Consider the following 16,034-nt stretch of genomic DNA (forward strand, 5'->3'; position numbering starts at 1 on the left):
ATGCTGCGTCGTACTGCGGGAGTCGCGGCCCTGACCGGGTCGCTCGTCCTCGGTGCGGGGGCGCCGGCGTCGGCGGACGAGCCCGTCGACGGGACGAAGCCGGTGGTCACCTCGACCGGTCGGGCCGATGGCGAGTACCTCGGGGGATCCCAGCGGCTCACGCCGGTCTACAGCGACAACGTGCGCGTCGTCCGCGTGGACTTTCTCATCAACGGCGAGTTGCAGCGGGCGCAGCCGGTGTGGCCGGGTTTCGTGAGCATCCCGTTCGAGCCGCACGTCAAGTTCGACGGGCAGGAGGTAGACCTCACGGTCCGTGCCTTCGACGCCGCGGGCAACTTCGGCGAGGCCGTCTCCCGGGTGCGTGTCGACACCGTCGCACCCGTCGCGACGTTCACACCGGAGGGGGCACCGTTCGGAGCGGAGTCATCACCTTCAAGGCGTCCGGCGTGTCCGCGGACACCGTCTCGATCACGTCGACTCAAGGTCACGTGGTGAAGTCGGCGCCATGGACCTTCACCTGGGACGTCCGGCCCTACGCCAACAGCTACGAGCCCATCCACCTGCGGGTGGCCGACCGGGCGGGCAATGAGACGACCTACGGCCAGGGCTATTACGTCGACGGCGCCGGGCCGACCGCGAATTTCCAGTCGTTCCCAGGCGTGGTGGGCCGGGGTCGCACTGCCCTGAACGCCTACGCGCTTGACCGCTCGGGCGTGGACCGCACCGAGTGGTGGGTGGACGGCGTGCGGCGCGGCTCCGGTGAGCAGTACGTTCACGACTTCGGGATCAGGGGCCGGACGGCCCGGGTGACGTTCAAGGCTTACGACGAGGTCGGCAACGTCACCTCGATCACCCGGAACGTGATCGTGGATGTGACAGGTCCGGCGGTCACCTGGGTGTCGCCCAAGCCCGGTGCTGTCGTCCGGGGGCCGGAGGTCACGACCTCGTTCCGTGCGGTCGACGCGAACACCGAGTCGGTCGTGGTCCTCGACCGGAGCCGCGGTGCCGTGATGACGTGCAAACCGGTGTGCACCTTGGTGCGGAAGCTCGCCGACGGGAAGCGGGAGATCCGCTGGACGGTCGAGGACCGCCTCGGCAACCGGACGACCGCTCGCCGCACCGTCGTCGTGGACAGCACCAGGCCCCAGCTGAAGGTGACCAAGGCGCCGAAGAACAAGGCAAAGGTCAAGGGCACCGTGAAGGTGACCGCGTCGGCGAGCGACAAGAACGGGGTGGCCCGGGTCGAGTTGCTGGTCAACGGCAAGGTGGTCGCCAAGGACGCCAAGGCCGCGTACAAGTTCTCGGTCAACACCAAGAAGTACGGCAAGAAGATCAAGGTCCAGCTGCGGGCGTACGACAAGGCGGGCAACGTGACGAAGACGTCGACCCGTACCTGGTACCGCCGCTGATCCGAACCGTTCGAAGCCGGCCCGGCCCCCGCGATGGGAGCCGGGCCGGTTTGCGTTTCGAGCGGTGCGTGCAACACTGTTCTAGAACTGTAGAGTTCTAGAACAGTGGGGTGAGTCATGTCCGAGCTCGTGCTGCCCTCCAGCAGCGTGATGAGTGACCCCGGCGAGCGGGGACGGTTCGGCGAGTACGGCGGCCGGTTCGTTCCCGAATCGCTGATCCCGGCGTGCGCGGCGATCGAGGAGGCGTTCCGCGACGCCTGGGGCGACCCGCGGTTCCGCCGCGACCTGGACCGGCTGCTGGCCGTGCACGCCGGTCGGCCCACCGCGTTCACCCCGGCCTGGCGGCTCTCCGCCGAACTCGGCGTCAACGTGCTGCTCAAGCGCGAAGACCTGGCACACACCGGCTCGCACAAGATCAACAATGTGCTCGGGCAGGCGCTGCTCGCCCGCCGGATGGGCAAGACCCGGCTGCTCGCCGAAACCGGTGCCGGGCAGCACGGCGTGGCCACCGCGACCGCCGGTGCGCTGCTCGGGCTCGCCGTCACGGTCTACATGGGCGAGAAGGACATCGAACGGCAGGCGCTCAACGTCTTCCGGATGAAGATGCTCGGCGCCGAGGTGGTGCCGGTGACCGGCGGCAGCCGCACCCTCAAGGACGCCACCAGCGAAGCGATGCGGCAATGGGTGACATGCGTCGACGAGGCGCATTACTGCCTGGGCTCGGTGATGGGGCCGCACCCGTACCCGTGGATGGTCCGCGAGTTCCAGCGCGTCATCGGCGACGAGGCGCGACGGCAGTGCGCGGCCGAACTGAGCACCGGCGTACCCGACTACGTGGTGGCCTGCGTCGGCGGCGGCTCCAACGCGGCCGGCACGTTCGCCGGGTTCGTCGACACCGGCGCCCAACTGATCGGTGTCGAAGCGGCCGGGGGAGCGGCGGTCGCGTCCGGGGTCGTCGGTGTGCTGCACGGGTTCCGGTCCTACCTGCTGCAGGACGAGAACGGCCAGGTCAGCGAGGCGCACTCGGTCGCCCCCGGCCTGGACTACCCGGGCGTCGGGCCGGAACACGCGCACCTCAACGACGCCGGGCGGGCCCGGTACGTCACGGTCGACGACGACGAGGTGGTGCCGGCGGTGCACCGGCTGGCCCGTACCGAAGGGATCCTGCCGGCGCTGGAGTCGGCACACGCCATCGCCTGGGTGATCAAGGCCGCGGAGTCCGGTGAGTTGCCGCCCTTCTCGACAGTGCTCGTCACGCTCTCCGGGCGCGGCGACAAGGACGTGGCGACCCTGATGGAGGCGTCATGAAGATGCTCGTCCCCTACCTGACCGGCGGCATCCGGCCGGACTGGACGCGATACCTGCAGGAGTACGAGCGCAACGGCGCGGACGCCATCGAGATCGGGTTGCCGTTCTCCGACCCGATCCTGGACGGACCCACCATCCAGGAGGCCTCCGACCGGGCGCTGCGGCGCGGCGTCACCACCCGGAGCGTGCTCGCCGACCTGGCCGGGGTGCGGATCGGCATCCCGCTGATCGCGATGACCTACTACAACCTGGTCCTGCACCGGGGCGCGGACCGGTTCTGCGCGGACCTGGCCGAAGCGGGCGTACGCGGCCTGATCGTCCCCGACCTCCCCCTGGACGAGGCCGGGGCGCTCTCCGACGCCGCCGTCGCGAACGGTGTGGACCTCACCCTGCTGGCCGCGCCCACCACCCCGCCCGACCGGCTCGCCGAGATCGCCGAGCGCAGCCGGGGCTTCGTCTACGCCATCTCGGTGATGGGCACCACGGGCGAACGCGACGAACTGGCCGAGTCCGGCGTACGCCTCGCCGGGCGGCTGCGGGAACTCACCGGCAAGCCGGTGCTGCTCGCCTTCGGGATCTCCCGGCCGGAGCATGCGACAGCCGCCGCCGGCGTCTGCGACGGGGTGGTCGTCGGTGCCGCGCTGATGCGCCGGATCCTGGACGGCGACGAGCCGGAGCAGCTGGGTGCGGCCCTCGCCGGGTTCCGCGCGGGCCTCGATACTGTGACGGTCTGAGGGACCCTGACAGGAGGAGCATGGCGGATCGGATACCGGCCTATCGGCGCATCGCCACCGACCTGGCCGAGAAGATCCGCGACGGCGTCTACCGGCCCGGCGACGCCCTGCCCGCCCAGCGGGAACTCAGCGCCGGGTACGGCGTGACGCTGATGACGCTGCGGCAGGCCCTCCAGGAACTCCGTGACCAGGGGCTGATCGTGCAGCAGGCAGGCCGGGGCACCTTCGTGACCCCGGCCCACGCCGCCTACCGGGTCGACACGCTGCGCAGCTTCGTCGAGGACCTGCGCGAACAGGGCCACGAGGTGACCACCCGGGTCCTGGCACACCACGACGGCGTCCTGGAACGCCTGCGCCTGCTCGGCGGCCGGCCCGCGATCCACCAGACGTCACGGGTGCGCCCGGACATGGCGCCTGCCCTGGACGGCGTCGACTTCCGGGCGGTGTCGCTGTACGCCACCCTGGCAGCCGCCGGCGTGACAATCGCCAGAGCCTCCGAACGGATCATCCCCGGCCTGCTGCCCGAGGAACTCGCCGCCCACCTGCGACGGGACGCGGGCAGCCCGGTCTTCGTGAGCGCCCGCACCACCTACGGCCTCGACGACCGGATCCTGGTCGAGGACCGAGCCGTCATCCTCGGCGACCTGCTCGAGATCCGCGCCGAACGCGCTGCCACCCGCCTCTCCCTGCAATGGGGGGCCGCCGGCTGACCCCGCCGGTCACGGCTGGCGCGGCGGCCGGATGCCCCGCAGAGAGCGTTGTCTGCCGGCGGCTCTGACCAGGTTGACCTCGTCAGTCCGTCGTTACGAAGCAGTCTATTCGAACTCTTGTTCGAGCGCGGCCCCGGAAGTCAGTCGATCTTCGGGAGGGGTGGGCCGAGAACGTCGTCAGCGTCGACGATGGTGTAGGCGTAGCCCTGCTCGGCCAGGAAGCGCTGGCGGTGGGACGCGTACTCGGTGTCGATGGTGTCCCGGGAGACGACCGAGTAGAAGTGGGCCTGCCGCCCGTCGCCCTTGGGCCGCAGGACCCGGCCCAGCCGCTGCGCCTCCTCCTGGCGGGAACCGAACGTGCCGGAGACCTGGATCGCCACCGCCGCCTCGGGCAGGTCGATCGAGAAGTTGCCGACCTTGGACAGCACCAGCGTCCGCAGCGAGCCGTCGCGGAAGGCGTCGAAGAGCCGTTCCCGTTCCTTGTTGGTGGTGCTGCCCTGCACGATCGGGGCGTCCAGGTAGTCGCCGAGCTCGTGCAACTGGTCCAGGAATCCGCCGATGACCAGCACCTGCTCGTTGCGGTGCTTCTCGACGAGCGCCTTGACCACGGGCAGTTTGGTGCGGGCGGTGGCCGCCACCCGGTAGCGCTCCTCGGACTCGCTCACCGCGTACGCCATGCGCTCGGCGTCGGTCAGGGTGACCCGGACCTCGACGCACTCGGCGGGGGCGATCCAGCCCTGCGCCTCGATGTCCTTCCAAGGCGCGTCGTAGCGTTTCGGGCCGATCAGCGAGAAGACGTCGCCCTCGCGGCCGTCCTCGCGGACCAGGGTGGCGGTGAGGCCGAGCCGGCGGCGGGCCTGCAGGTCGGCGGTGAACCGGAAGATCGGCGCGGGCAGCAGGTGGACCTCGTCGTAGATGACCAGGCCCCAGTCGCGGGCGCCGAACAGGTCGAGGTGGGTGAAGGCGCCGCCGCGACGGGACGTGAGCACCTGGTAGGTCGCGATGGTGACCGCCCGGATCTCCTTGCGCTCGCCGCTGTACTCCCCGATCTCCTCCTCGGTGAGCGAGGTCCGCGCGATCAGCTCCCGTTTCCACTGCCGGCCGGCGACCGTGTTGGTCACCAGGATCAGCGTGGTCGCTTTCGCGGTGGCCATCGCCGCCGCGCCCACGAGCGTCTTGCCGGCGCCGCAAGGCAGGACCACGACGCCCGAACCGCCGGCCCAGAAACCGTCGACCGCTTCCTGCTGGTAGGACCGCAGTTTCCAGCCGTCCTCGGCCAGGTCGATCGGGTGCGCCTCGCCGTCGACGTAACCGGCCAGGTCCTCGGCCGGCCAGCCCAGCTTCAGCAGTGCCTGCTTGAGCCGGCCGCGTTCGGACGGGTGCACCGCGATCGTCTCGTCGTCGATGCGGGCGCCGAGCATGCCGGCCAGCTTCTTCGATTTCGCCACCTCGACCAGCACGATCCGGTCGAGGCCGCGCAGGACGAGGCCGTGCACCGGGTCGTTGGCCAGCTGGAGCCGCCCGTACCTGTCCATCGTCTCGGCGATGTCGACGAGCAGCGCGTGCGGCACCGGGTACCGCGAGAATTTGATGAGCGCGTCGACCACGCTTTCGGCGTCGTGGCCCGCGGCTCGCGAGTTCCACAACCCGAGCGGGGTCAGCCGATAAGTGTGCACGTGCTCCGGGGACCGTTCCAGCTCCGCGAACGGGGCGATCGCCATCCGGCACGCGTGGGCGTCGGGGTGATCCACCTCCAGGAGCAGGGTCTTGTCCGACTGCACGATCAGTGGTCCGTCGCTCACCCGTACACCCTCCGTAGTAAAGCCGACCCTCCAGTGTGCCACGGAAATCGGCTGCAACATTTCGGAGCGCTCAAGCGTGTACATGGTGCCGGGCCGTGTGCTGACGGGGGTGCACGGCCCGGCAAGGACGCTCACTCCTCGGTGACCGCCGCGGTGATCCGGTGCAGGGCGAAGGTGTGCAGGCTCTCGCCGCGCTCGTCCTCGGCACGCAGGTAACCGGCGCTCAGCGACACCGGTTTGACCAGCCGGGACAGCGTGGCGCCGTGCGAGTCGACGTAACCGACCCAGACCCGGGCCTTGTCCCGCACCGCCTGCTGCAGCACCGCCATGGCCTGGCTGTGCTGCTGCACCGCGGTCAGCCCCGGCACCGCCTGACCCTGCGCGGCACGCACGGTGACGGGGGCGCGGCGGGCCGCACGGGTCGCGATGTCGCCGCGGCGCAGCTGCTCGACCACGCCGGCCAGGCGGGGACCGGCCAGCAGCGGCGGGCCGAGAGGTTCGGGCACCCGGGGGGTACGCGTCACCGCCCGTCGCGCCTTCGGCCGGGTGAGCACCGTCGCGCCACCGGCGTCCTCGGCGACCGGGGCATAACCGGCCTCCCGCAGCGCGCCCAGCAGCCGGGCCACCGGGCGCGGGCTGACCAGCACCGTCGGCGCGATCCGGCGCAGGTCCACCGGCACCAGCCGCTTGTCGCCCAGCACCTCGGCGAGCAGCGCCTCGTCGTCGCTGCGCAGGTAGGAGCCGGCCGAGCCGCTGCGCAGGCCGCCGTGCTTGCGCGCGGTGTCGTCGATCAGGTAGGTGAGCGTCTGCGGCACCGGTGTGCGGGACCGCCGGCGGAACAGGGTGTGCAGGTCATCGGCGCGGTACCCGATGTCGAGCGCCCGCCGCACGCTCGCCGGGGTGACCCGGAAGACGCTGGCGCCGCCGGCCGACTCGGGTTCGGCGACCGCGTCGAGTTCGGCGGCGAGCTCCGGTTCCGGCGGTCCCGGCACGACCACTGTCAGGTCGGCCTGCACCAGGACGTGATCGACCGGCGCGGGCAGCAGCTCGTCGAGCGCCCGCACCGCGTCGGCCGGGGCCTCCGCCGGGTGCAACCCCAGCGGGTCGGTCTCGTCCGGCTCCGGATCGGTCAGGAGCAGGCGGGCGTACGAGGTGAGCGCGCCCAGCCCGGTCACCCCGAGCACGGCCGCGCCCGCGTAGGCGTCCCGGTGCGCGACCTCGCGGCCGCGGGCCCGTCGCGGGGCCTGCCACAGCAGCAGCCCGAGCAGGGCGTCGACCGGCGGCGCGGCGCCCGTACCGAGGTCGGCGAGGGCGTCCAGCGCCTCCCGGCGAGCCTGCGGTGCCCCGGCGCGTTCGGCGTCCGGTGCGAGCGCGTTGATCGGGCGGTCCCGGTCGTCGCGGCGGCCGATCAGGCCCGGCTGCCGGGTCATCGCCAGCCAGCACCGGGCCAGGGTGGCCCAGCGCTGGGCGACACCGGCGGCACGCCACAGGTCGTACGCCCCGGTGGGCAGGAAGACGTCCGGTGCCGGGCCGCCGGCGCTGCGGGCGCCGACCTCGGACTCGCCGATCAGGCCGGCCGCGTACGCCGTCTCGATCAGGAGGGCGGCCGCGGCCTCGTCCACCCCGGCGGCCTTGGCCAGACGTTTCAGGTCGCGGACGCCGAGGCCGCCGGCTCGCAGCACGGGCGCGGCCTCGGCGGCCAAGGCTTCCAGGATCGCCTCGGTGGCGCGGACCGCCTCCATCACCTGACCGGCGCCGGCCGAGTCGGCGGCGCGCGGGTCACGCACCGGGCCGTCCGGCAGCGGCGGGGCCGGGCGCAGCGTGCCGAGCGGGCCGGTCTCGCGGCGCAGCAGCATGCCGATCTCGCGCGGCAGCTCGACGAGTTCGCCGTCGGGGCGCGGGGCGCGGCCGGCTTCGGAGACCGGCACCAGCACGTGCTGGTCGACAAGCCAGCGGACCGGCTCGGCGACCTCCGCCCGGTCGGTGTCCGGCTTGCCGCCGTCCGGCGTGCCGTCGTCTGCCCGGCCGGGCGCGGCCCGGTTGAGGGAGGCCCTGTTGAGGGCCCCGATCGGGGGACCCGCGGCCAGCCGGTCCAGGACGGCGCGGGCGGCCGGCGGCGCGGAGAGCACGGTGCGGCGCAGCTTCGCCCGGTCCGCGACGAGGGCGCCGGCCTGCGCGTCCAGGAAGTCGGCGGGGCGGCCGAGGCCGGCCGGGTAGGGCGAGGTGACCTCGTCGACCGCGCCCACCACCTGCAACGCCTCCGGCGGGCCGTGCAGCAGGAACCGGGCCCGGAGCCGGTCGATCGCCGCCCGGACGTCGTCGGGATCGACCCCGGCGGTGAGCTCGAGGATCGCGTCCACCGAGGTGAGCGCGGTCGTGGTGGCCCGGCTCAGGCGGGTCGCGTCGAGGATCAGCAGGGTGAACTCGTCCAGCCCGTCCAGGCAGCGGGCGACCGAGTTGCGGGACTGTGCGCGTACGGCGAGGGCCGAGATGTCGGCGGGCACCGGCACGACGAGGTCGGGGCGCAGCTGGATGAGCGTGCCCAGAGCCTCGTCGGGTAGCGACCGTAGTTGATCGGCGAATGTGGTGGCCATCGCCTTCAACGCTAACGTTCATGGGACGATGGTGGTGGGTCCGGGCGTGGCCGGACCTCGATTACGAGGAGGACTGAACGTGGCGTCGAAGGCCAACATGCCGGGCACCCAGGTGTCCGCCAGCCCCAAGGGCGCCCCGCGAGGGGTGGACATGAAGGGTCAGATGCACGTCTCGGAGCTGATCTCCGACCGGGCCGCGGCTCCTTCGCCGTTCGGTGACGACATCACCTTCCCGCTCCCCGTGGAGAACCTCATCTACACCCCGACGTTCACCCAGGAGTGAGCGCCTGACCGACCCGTCCGCCGGCACCGCCGGGTGAGATTGCAGTTGGGTCCGGGCCCGCGTCTGGATAGCCTTGCCGTGAGCAGTTGTGTCCATTGAGTGAAGTTGAGGTCAGCGGTGCCCACGGGTCGAGTGAAGTGGTACGACGCGGCTAAGGGATTCGGGTTCGTCACCAGTGATGAGGGCGGCGACGTGTTCCTGCCCAAGGGCTCGCTGCCGACCGGGGTCACCGAGCTGAAGACCGGTCAGCGGATCGAGTTCGGCGTGGTCGACAGCCGCAAGGGCGCGCAGGCGCTCGGCGTGAAGCTGCTGGAGGCCCCGCCGTCGGTGGCCGAGCTGCGCCGCCGTCCGGCGGACGAGCTGGCCAGCATGATCGAAGACATGATCAAGGTCCTGGAGAGCTCGGTGCAGCCGTCGCTGCAGCGTGGCCGCTACCCGGACAAGAAGACCTCGCTGAAGATCGCACAGCTGGTGCACGCGGTCGCCCGCGAGTTCGAGATTTAGAGGAACGGTTTCACAGGTGGCGTCAGACCCGCCGCCGCTGCGCGTCCCAGGAGGGCGTCGGCGGCGGCGAGTCCGTCTTGGCCGAGGTCGAGGGTGAACTCGTTGACGTAGAGCTCGATGTGTTGCTTCACGACCGCCGGCTCCATCTCCTGCGCGTTGGCGAGGATGAAGTCGTGGCTCGCCGCCGGGTCCAGCCACGCCTGGCGGAGCGAGGCACGCACCCATTCGGTCGCCTGGGCCGGGTCGACCGTGCCCTTCTTGGCGAGGATCGCGCCGAGCGGGATCGGCAGGCCGGTGTCGCCCTCCCACCACTCGCCGAGGTCGGCCAGGGCGGTCAGACCGTACCGCTGGTAGGTGAAGCGCGCCTCGTGGATGACGAGGCCGGCGTCGTAACGGCCGGCGGCGACGCCCGGCATGATCTCGTGGAACGGCACGACCTCGATGCGGGCCGGCGGGTGGGCCGCGGACCAGAGGCGGAACAGCAGGTATGCCGTGGTGCGGTCACCCGGCACCGCCACCGTCCTGCCGGTGAGGTCGTCGAGCGGTTCCCGGGCCAGCACGAGGGGGCCGCAGCCCCGGCCGAGCGCGCCACCGCAGTGCAGCAGCTCGTAGTCGTCGAGCAGCCACGGCAGCGCCGCGTAACTCACCTTGACCAGGTCGAATCGACCGTCCAGGGCCGCCGTGTTCGTCACGTCGACGTCGGCGAACGTGAGGTTCACCCGCGGGGCGCCGGGCACCAGCCCGTGGATCAGCGCGTGAAAGACGAAGGTGTCGTTCGGGCACGGGGAGACCGCGAGCGTCAGTTCCACGACACTCACGCTAGCCGCGCCCGGCGCCGAGTGCCCGCGGCGGCCGCTGTCTAGCTCCCCACATCCGGCGTGCGCCTGGAAAAAAGATTCACGTTCATATCTGGATCTGGGACGTGACAATTCTTACACTCCGCCTTGTTGGATCATTTGATCGATCAAAGGGGGTGTCCCGTGGCCCGGTTCCGGAATTTGACCGCGGGCGTCCTGGTGCTCGGCCTGGTAGGTGGGCTGCCCGCGCCCGCCGCCCAAGCCGCGACCTGGACGCCCGCCAATGATCTGGAGGGTGCGTGCGTCACCCTCCAGGCGCCGAACGGTTACGTCTTCAAGGACAGCGTGGGGTACGGATACACCGGCACCGCGGCGAAGGCCGAGAAGTTTCGGTTCGAGGCCACCCAGCTCGGCCGGTACGCGATCCGCGACTCCACCGGCGCCCCGATCTACCAGAGCGTGCTGGGCTGGATCTGGGCCGGCACCGAGTACGGCGAGCGGTCCGACTGGACCGTCTCCGCGTCCGACGGCCGCTACCGGCTCGTCGCCACCGCCACCGGTCAGCAGGCGGGCGTCCACCTCGGCGGGTTCGGGGCCGGGAACGCCACCTTCGCGTTCGCCCCGGCCTCCGGCTGCGCGGCCAACCCGGACATCGCGACAGGCGTCAGCGGCACCCCGGCACCCGGGGTGGACTCCGGCGGCAAGCTGGTGGGCTGGATCGACGCGCACTCGCACATCACCGCGGCGGAAGGGTTCGGGGGGTCGCTGCACTGCGGTGACGCGTACGCCCCGGGTGGTGTCACGGTGGCACTGAAGGGCTGTGCCTCGCACGGCACGCTCGGCTGGGGTGCCCTGCTCGAGGCGATCATCGCGGGCACCGACCCGATCAACTCGGCCGAGGACGGCTGGCCGACCTTCGGTGACTGGCCGCAGAACGACACGATGCTGCACGAGGCGTCGTACTTCCGCAGCCTGGAACGGGCCTGGAAGTCCGGTCAGCGGGTGCACAACGCGCTGCTGGTGGCGAACCGGGTGATCTGCGAGCTGACGCCGCAGCACACCTCCTGCGACGAGATGGACCAGATCCGGGCACAGGCGACCTACCTGCGCAAGATGCAGGACTACGTGGACGCCCGCAGCGGTGGTCCGGGCAAGGGCTGGTTCCGGCTGGCGACCACGCCGGCGCAGGTCCGGCAGATCGCCGCGCAGGGCAAACTGGCCGTCACGATCGGCGTGGAGAACTCCGAACTCTTCGGATGCCGCGAGATCAAGGACGTGCCGCAGTGCACCACCGCGGACATCGACGCCGGGCTCGACGAGCTGGAAAGCCTCGGCGTGAGCGGGGTCTACCCGGTGCACAAGTTCGACAACGCGTTCGGCGGCACCCGGTTCGACGAAGGGGTCACCGGCGCCGCAATCAATGTCGGTCAGTTCCTGTCCAGCGGGCACTGGTGGACCGCGACCAGCTGCACCGGCCCGTCCGACAACGAGCAGCCGCTGGTCAGCGACGACTTCGCGCGGCTGCTCCAGCTCGGCGTCGGCCTGCCCGCCGGTGCGGTGCTGCCCGTCTACCCCAGTGGGAAGATCTGCAACACCCGTGGCTTGACGTCGCTGGGCTCGTACCTCGTCAACCAGATGATCGACCGCGGCATGATCATCCACATCGACCACATGGGTGTGAAGACCGCGCAGGCGGTCCTGGACATCGCCCAGCAGGCCGGATACCCGGGCGTGACCTCGGTGCACACCTGGTCGGACCCGACGATCGTGAACCGGATCCTGGGCCTGGGCGGTTTCGTCGCCAGCTACGCCTTCGCCGCCACCGACGACGGCCAGGACACCCCGACCTTCCTCGACGAGTGGCGCGCGCACCAGGGACTCGCCAACGCCTCGAAGATCACCGGGTACGGGGTCGGCACCGACGTGAACGGTCTCGGCCCGCAGGCCGCCCCGCGGCTCAACGCCGGATCCAGCCCGCTGACCTACCCGTTCACCGCCACCAACGGCACCACGGTCACCAAGCAGGTGTACGGCAGCCGCACGTTCGACCTCAACACCGACGGCGTCGCGCAGTACGGGCTCTACGCCGACTGGCTCACCGACCTGCTGAACCAGTCCGGAGCCGACGCCGCCAAGCTTCGCCGGCAGCTGCTCAGCGGCGCCGAGGCGTACACGGTGATGTGGGAAAGGGCTCGTGCGTGACAGTTGTCGAAGCGCCGGTCCGCCGCCGCTGGATGACCGCCTATGGCCTGGCCATGGTCGGTGTGGCGGCGGGCTGGTTCGGCCCCATCCAGATCCTGCTCCCGGAGCAGGCGGCCCGGCTGGCCGGCGAGGAGGGCAAGGAGGCGCTGCTCGCCTTCGTGACCGCCTGGGGCGCAGCCGTGTCGATGGTGGCGAACCCGCTCTGGGGTGCGCTCTCCGACCGGATCGGGTCACGGCGCCGGCCGGTCTTCCTGGCCGGCGCCGCGGTCGGCATGGCCGGCCTGCTGGTGCTGGCCGGCGCGGACACCCGGACGACGATGGTGCTGGGCTGGTGCCTGGTGCAGGCCGGCCTGAACGGGCCGCTGGCCGCGCTCGCCGCGATGATCGGCGACCGGGTGCCGGAGCGGCAGCGGGGCGCAGTCGGCTCGATCTTCGGCGTGGCCCAGATCGTCGGCGTCGTGCTCGGCACCGCCCTGGCCGTCGTGGTGGGTCAGGGTGCGCCCGGTTACGTCGCGGTCGCGATCGCGGTGCCCGCCCTGGGTGCGGCCCTGCTGATCCTGCACCGGGACGGCCCGGTCGCCGCGACCGTCCGGGAACGGACCGACTGGGCGGTTCTGCTGCGTCCGGGCGGGCAGTTCGCCTGGGCCTGGCTGATCCGCTTCCTGCTGAACCTCAGCAACGCGCTGGTCCTGGTCTACCTCTTCTACTACCTGTCGGACTCCGTCGGCGTCGCCGACCCGGCGCTCTGGGTGCTGATCCTGACCGTGGTCAACGTGCTCTTCGCCGGCCTCGCCGGTGGGTTCGGCGGCGTGCTCTCGGACCGGTGGGCGCGCCGCCGGGCGTTCGTGGCCGTCGCCGCCGTGGTGATGGCGGCCGGCACCACGCTGATGGCGCTCGTGCCGGTGACGGCCGTCGTGGTCGTCGCCGCGGCGCTGGTCGGGCTGGGCTGGGGCGCCTACATCGCGGTCGACATGGCGGTGATCACGCACGTGCTGCCGGACGCCGGCACCCGCGCCACGATGCTCGGCGTCGCCAACATCGCCGGCACCCTGCCCCAGCTGCTCGCGCCGGTGCTCGCCGCGCCGATCGTCACCGGGCTCGGCGGCTATCCCGCGCTCTACCTGCTCACCGGTGGTGCCGCGCTGCTCGCGCTGGCGGCGCTGCCCCGCCTGCACGCACTCCGATAGGAAGGGTCGTCTTGTATCCCCAGCTCCCACCAGGTTTCCGGTTCGGCATGTCGACCTCGTCCCACCAGATCGAGGGCACCGCAGGGCTGTGCCCCAGCATCTGGGACACCTTCGCCGCCCGGCCCGGCACCATCCGGCACGGCGAGGACGCCCGGGTCGCGATCGACCACGTCCACCGGTACGCCGAGGACGTCGCGCACATCGCGGCGGCCGGGACGCACGACTACCGGTTCTCGTTCTCCTGGCCGAGGGTGCTCTCCGGCGGCATCGACTTCTACGACCGGCTCGTCGACAGCCTGCTCGCGGCCGGGGTGCGGCCGGTGCCCACGCTCTACCACTGGGATCTGCCGCAGAGCCTGGAGGACACCGGGGGCTGGCTGAACCGGGACACCGCCCACCGGCTGGCCGACCACGCCGGCACGCTCGTCACACGACTCGGCGACCGGGTCCGGGACTGGATCACCATGAACGAGATGAACGTGCACACGCTGTACGGCTACGCGCTCACCGACCACGCCCCCGCCCGCGGCCTCGGCCTGGGCGCGCTGCCCGCGGCACACCACCAGCTGCTCGCACACGGGCTGGCCGTGCAGGTGCTCCGGGAGCACGGCGCGGCGACGGTCGGCGTGGCGAGCCAGCACTTCCCGGTCATGCCGGCGAGCGACGACCCGGCGGACGTGGCGGCCGCCGGTCTCTTCGAGGACCTGACGAACTGGACCTTCTCCGATCCGATCCTGCGGGGGGCGTACCCGAACGAAATGATCGTGGCCGGGATCGGCACCGGCGGCGCGCAACTGGACCGCGACCTGGAACTGATCCGGGCGCGCCTCGACTTCTACGGGGTCAACTACTACGAGCCGACGATGATCGAGGCGCCGCGGGAGGGCAAGGACTACGCGGGCGTGCTCGAGGTCGACATCCCGGAAGGGATGCCGTTCTCGCCGGTGCCGGTGAAGAGCGACGAACGCACCGACTTCGGCTGGGCCGTCGTGCCGTCCGGGCTCACCGAGATCCTGGTGACGCTGCGCGACAGGTACCCGGACCTGCCACCGGTGATCGTCACGGAGAACGGCGCGTCGTTCCACGACGCGCCGCCCGGGCCGGACGGCCGGGTCCATGACGACCGGCGCATCTCCTACCTGGACGCCCACTTGCGCGCGGTTTCCGACGCCATCAAGGCGGGGGTACGGGTGGACGGCTACTACGTCTGGTCGGCGCTGGACAACTTCGAGTGGGCGGCCGGCTATGACGAGCGGTTCGGGCTGGTGCACGTCGACCGGGAGACGCTGAACCGCACTCGCAAGGACTCCTGGTACTGGTTCCGCGACCTGATCGCGGCCCAGCCCCACCGCTGACCCAGGCGTTCCGGCCCGCCGGTCTTGGCCCGCCAATCTTGCTCGCCGGTCTCGGTCCGCCGGTCTTGTCCTGGGCGTCGGCTGGTCTTGCCCGGGTGCGCTGGCCGGCCTCGCCCCGAGGTATGGGCGCTGCGGTGGGCCCGCGTGGCGTTGTTGATCTGCTAGCGCTACGAAATCGCGGTTTCAGGTCCATGATCACAGCGATTTCGTAGCGCTAGCAGATCAACATCCCGGCGCAGGCGGCGCGTCCGGCGTCACCGGGCCAGAATGGGGCCGCGGGGGGGGTGTCGGCTGGGCGGTGATCCCGGGTGCGGCGGCGGGCGCGGGGGGGGTGTCGGCTGGGCGGTGATCCCGGGTGCGGCGGCGGGCGCGGGGGGGGGTGTCGGCTGGGCGGTGATCCCGGGTGCGGCGGCGGCCGCCGGGCGGCGCCGGGTCAGCGGCGGAGCTGGTCGACGAACTGGGTGGCGAGGCGGGTCAGGCGCTCGGCCCGGCCCTCCTCGGCCCATCCGTCGACCAGGCTGAGCAGCGTGCTGCCCTCGACCAGGATGATGAAGTCGTCGATCACCGCGTCGTCGTCCACCCCGGCGCGCAGCTCGCCCAGTTCCCGCGCCTCACGCAGGCAGACGCCGAGGTGCACCCGGATCTCCTGATGCGAGCTTCGACGCGACGCGGCGAGCCCGGGATGGGACAGCGCGGCCCCGGCGAACGCGACGTTGACGTGCGCGTCGGCGGCCCGTTCGGCATCGAGCGGCAGCACCGCCTCCAGCGCGGCACGCAGGCCGTCCAGCCCGAACAGGTCGCCGCCGATCCGGAAGGCGCGCTCGACGATCCGGTCGTAGACCGCCTTCTGTGCGGCCACCAGGATGTCGTCCTTGCCGCCCAGGAAGTGCGCGAGCACGCTCAGCGAACACCCGGCCTCGTCCGCGATGGCCCGGGTGGTGGTGCCCTCCACGCCGCGGGCGCGAACCACCCGCCACGCCGCCGTCAGCAGCTCGGCCCGTCTCAGATCGCGGTCGACCAGCCTCGGCACGCGGCAAGCTTAGCCAGCGGCCCTGACAGAAGCCTCCGTGCCGGCTCAGCCGGCGGCCCTGACAGAAGGCTCCGTGCCGGCTCAGCCGGCGGCCCTGACAGAAGGCTCCGTGCCGGCTC

The 16,034-nt window shown here is 71.7% G+C and carries 14 protein-coding genes; 10 read left to right on the plus strand and 4 right to left on the minus strand.

Going from position 1 to position 16,034, the window contains the following annotated elements:
• The 5 genes from LPA41_RS18495 to LPA41_RS18515 all read left to right on the plus strand — a co-directional run bounded on the left by LPA41_RS18495 (window position 1) and on the right by LPA41_RS18515 (window position 4,161).
• The gene (locus LPA41_RS18495) at window positions 1–495 is read left to right on the plus strand and encodes a hypothetical protein (RefSeq protein WP_229071873.1); all 495 of its coding nucleotides are present in this window, start codon (window positions 1–3) and stop codon (window positions 493–495) included.
• Entirely contained in the window at window positions 447–1,409 is a 963-nt protein-coding gene (locus LPA41_RS43005; RefSeq protein WP_229071874.1) for an Ig-like domain-containing protein, read from the plus strand. Before LPA41_RS18495 ends, LPA41_RS43005 begins: the two co-directional genes overlap by 49 nt.
• Window positions 1,410–1,526: 117 nt before the next feature.
• Window positions 1,527–2,717 (plus strand): tryptophan synthase subunit beta, encoded by a 1,191-nt coding sequence (gene trpB, locus LPA41_RS18505; RefSeq protein WP_229071875.1) that lies wholly within the window; start codon window positions 1,527–1,529, stop codon window positions 2,715–2,717.
• Complete coding sequence (trpA, locus tag LPA41_RS18510) at window positions 2,714–3,451, plus strand: tryptophan synthase subunit alpha (RefSeq protein ID WP_229071876.1); 738 nt, start codon at window positions 2,714–2,716, stop codon at window positions 3,449–3,451. Before trpB ends, trpA begins: the two co-directional genes overlap by 4 nt.
• Before the next feature lie 20 nt (window positions 3,452–3,471).
• The gene (locus LPA41_RS18515; RefSeq protein ID WP_229071877.1) at window positions 3,472–4,161 is read left to right on the plus strand and encodes a GntR family transcriptional regulator; all 690 of its coding nucleotides are present in this window, start codon (window positions 3,472–3,474) and stop codon (window positions 4,159–4,161) included.
• A gap of 140 nt (window positions 4,162–4,301) precedes the next feature.
• Here the strand turns inward: LPA41_RS18515 and LPA41_RS18520 are convergent, their stop codons facing one another.
• Window positions 4,302–5,963 (minus strand): DNA repair helicase XPB, encoded by a 1,662-nt coding sequence (locus LPA41_RS18520; protein ID WP_229071878.1) that lies wholly within the window; start codon window positions 5,961–5,963, stop codon window positions 4,302–4,304.
• 131 nt (window positions 5,964–6,094) lie between these two features.
• Entirely contained in the window at window positions 6,095–8,557 is a 2,463-nt protein-coding gene (locus tag LPA41_RS18525; RefSeq protein ID WP_229071879.1) for a helicase-associated domain-containing protein, read from the minus strand.
• A gap of 79 nt (window positions 8,558–8,636) precedes the next feature.
• Between LPA41_RS18525 and LPA41_RS18530 the strand changes: the two genes are divergently transcribed.
• Both LPA41_RS18530 and LPA41_RS18535 read left to right on the plus strand, forming a co-directional pair.
• Window positions 8,637–8,840, plus strand: a complete 204-nt coding sequence (locus tag LPA41_RS18530; protein WP_229071880.1) for a hypothetical protein — start codon at window positions 8,637–8,639, stop codon at window positions 8,838–8,840.
• 117 nt (window positions 8,841–8,957) lie between these two features.
• On the plus strand, window positions 8,958–9,344 hold the full coding sequence (locus LPA41_RS18535; protein ID WP_229071881.1) for a cold-shock protein: 387 nt from the start codon (window positions 8,958–8,960) through the stop codon (window positions 9,342–9,344).
• Here LPA41_RS18535 and LPA41_RS18540 read toward each other — a convergent pair.
• Window positions 9,341–10,153, minus strand: coding sequence for a 1,4-dihydroxy-6-naphthoate synthase (locus LPA41_RS18540; RefSeq protein WP_229071882.1), 813 nt, complete (start codon window positions 10,151–10,153; stop codon window positions 9,341–9,343). The genes LPA41_RS18535 and LPA41_RS18540 overlap by 4 nt on opposite strands.
• Before the next feature lie 171 nt (window positions 10,154–10,324).
• On the opposite strand from LPA41_RS18540, the gene LPA41_RS18545 reads away from it, so the two are divergent.
• The 3 genes from LPA41_RS18545 to LPA41_RS18555 are packed head-to-tail and all read left to right on the plus strand — an operon-like array spanning window position 10,325 to window position 14,885.
• A complete protein-coding gene (locus LPA41_RS18545; protein WP_229071883.1) occupies window positions 10,325–12,343 on the plus strand; it encodes a hypothetical protein in 2,019 nt (672 codons plus the stop codon).
• A complete protein-coding gene (locus tag LPA41_RS18550) occupies window positions 12,340–13,530 on the plus strand; it encodes an MFS transporter (RefSeq protein ID WP_229071884.1) in 1,191 nt (396 codons plus the stop codon). The genes LPA41_RS18545 and LPA41_RS18550 overlap by 4 nt, the downstream gene beginning before the upstream one ends.
• Before the next feature lie 11 nt (window positions 13,531–13,541).
• On the plus strand, window positions 13,542–14,885 hold the full coding sequence (locus LPA41_RS18555; protein WP_255689876.1) for a glycoside hydrolase family 1 protein: 1,344 nt from the start codon (window positions 13,542–13,544) through the stop codon (window positions 14,883–14,885).
• A 433-nt stretch (window positions 14,886–15,318) separates the two neighbouring features.
• Here the strand turns inward: LPA41_RS18555 and LPA41_RS18560 are convergent, their stop codons facing one another.
• Entirely contained in the window at window positions 15,319–15,915 is a 597-nt protein-coding gene (locus LPA41_RS18560; protein WP_229071886.1) for a TetR/AcrR family transcriptional regulator, read from the minus strand.
• Window positions 15,916–16,034: the final 119 nt, after the last annotated feature.

Source organism: Actinoplanes sp. DH11 (assembly GCF_020873875.1).
Taxonomy (GTDB): Bacteria; Actinomycetota; Actinomycetes; order Mycobacteriales; family Micromonosporaceae; genus Actinoplanes.

Excerpts from the sequence above, each read along its gene's own strand:
- LPA41_RS18495 (WP_229071873.1), top strand. The coding sequence starts at position 1 with ATGCTGCGTCGTACTGCGGGAGTCGCGGCCCTGACCGGGTCGCTCGTC.
- trpB (WP_229071875.1), top strand. The coding sequence starts at position 1,527 with ATGTCCGAGCTCGTGCTGCCCTCCAGCAGCGTGATGAGTGACCCCGGC.
- trpA (WP_229071876.1), top strand. The coding sequence starts at position 2,714 with ATGAAGATGCTCGTCCCCTACCTGACCGGCGGCATCCGGCCGGACTGG.
- LPA41_RS18515 (WP_229071877.1), top strand. The coding sequence starts at position 3,472 with ATGGCGGATCGGATACCGGCCTATCGGCGCATCGCCACCGACCTGGCC.
- LPA41_RS18525 (WP_229071879.1), bottom strand. The coding sequence starts at position 8,557 with ATGGCCACCACATTCGCCGATCAACTACGGTCGCTACCCGACGAGGCT.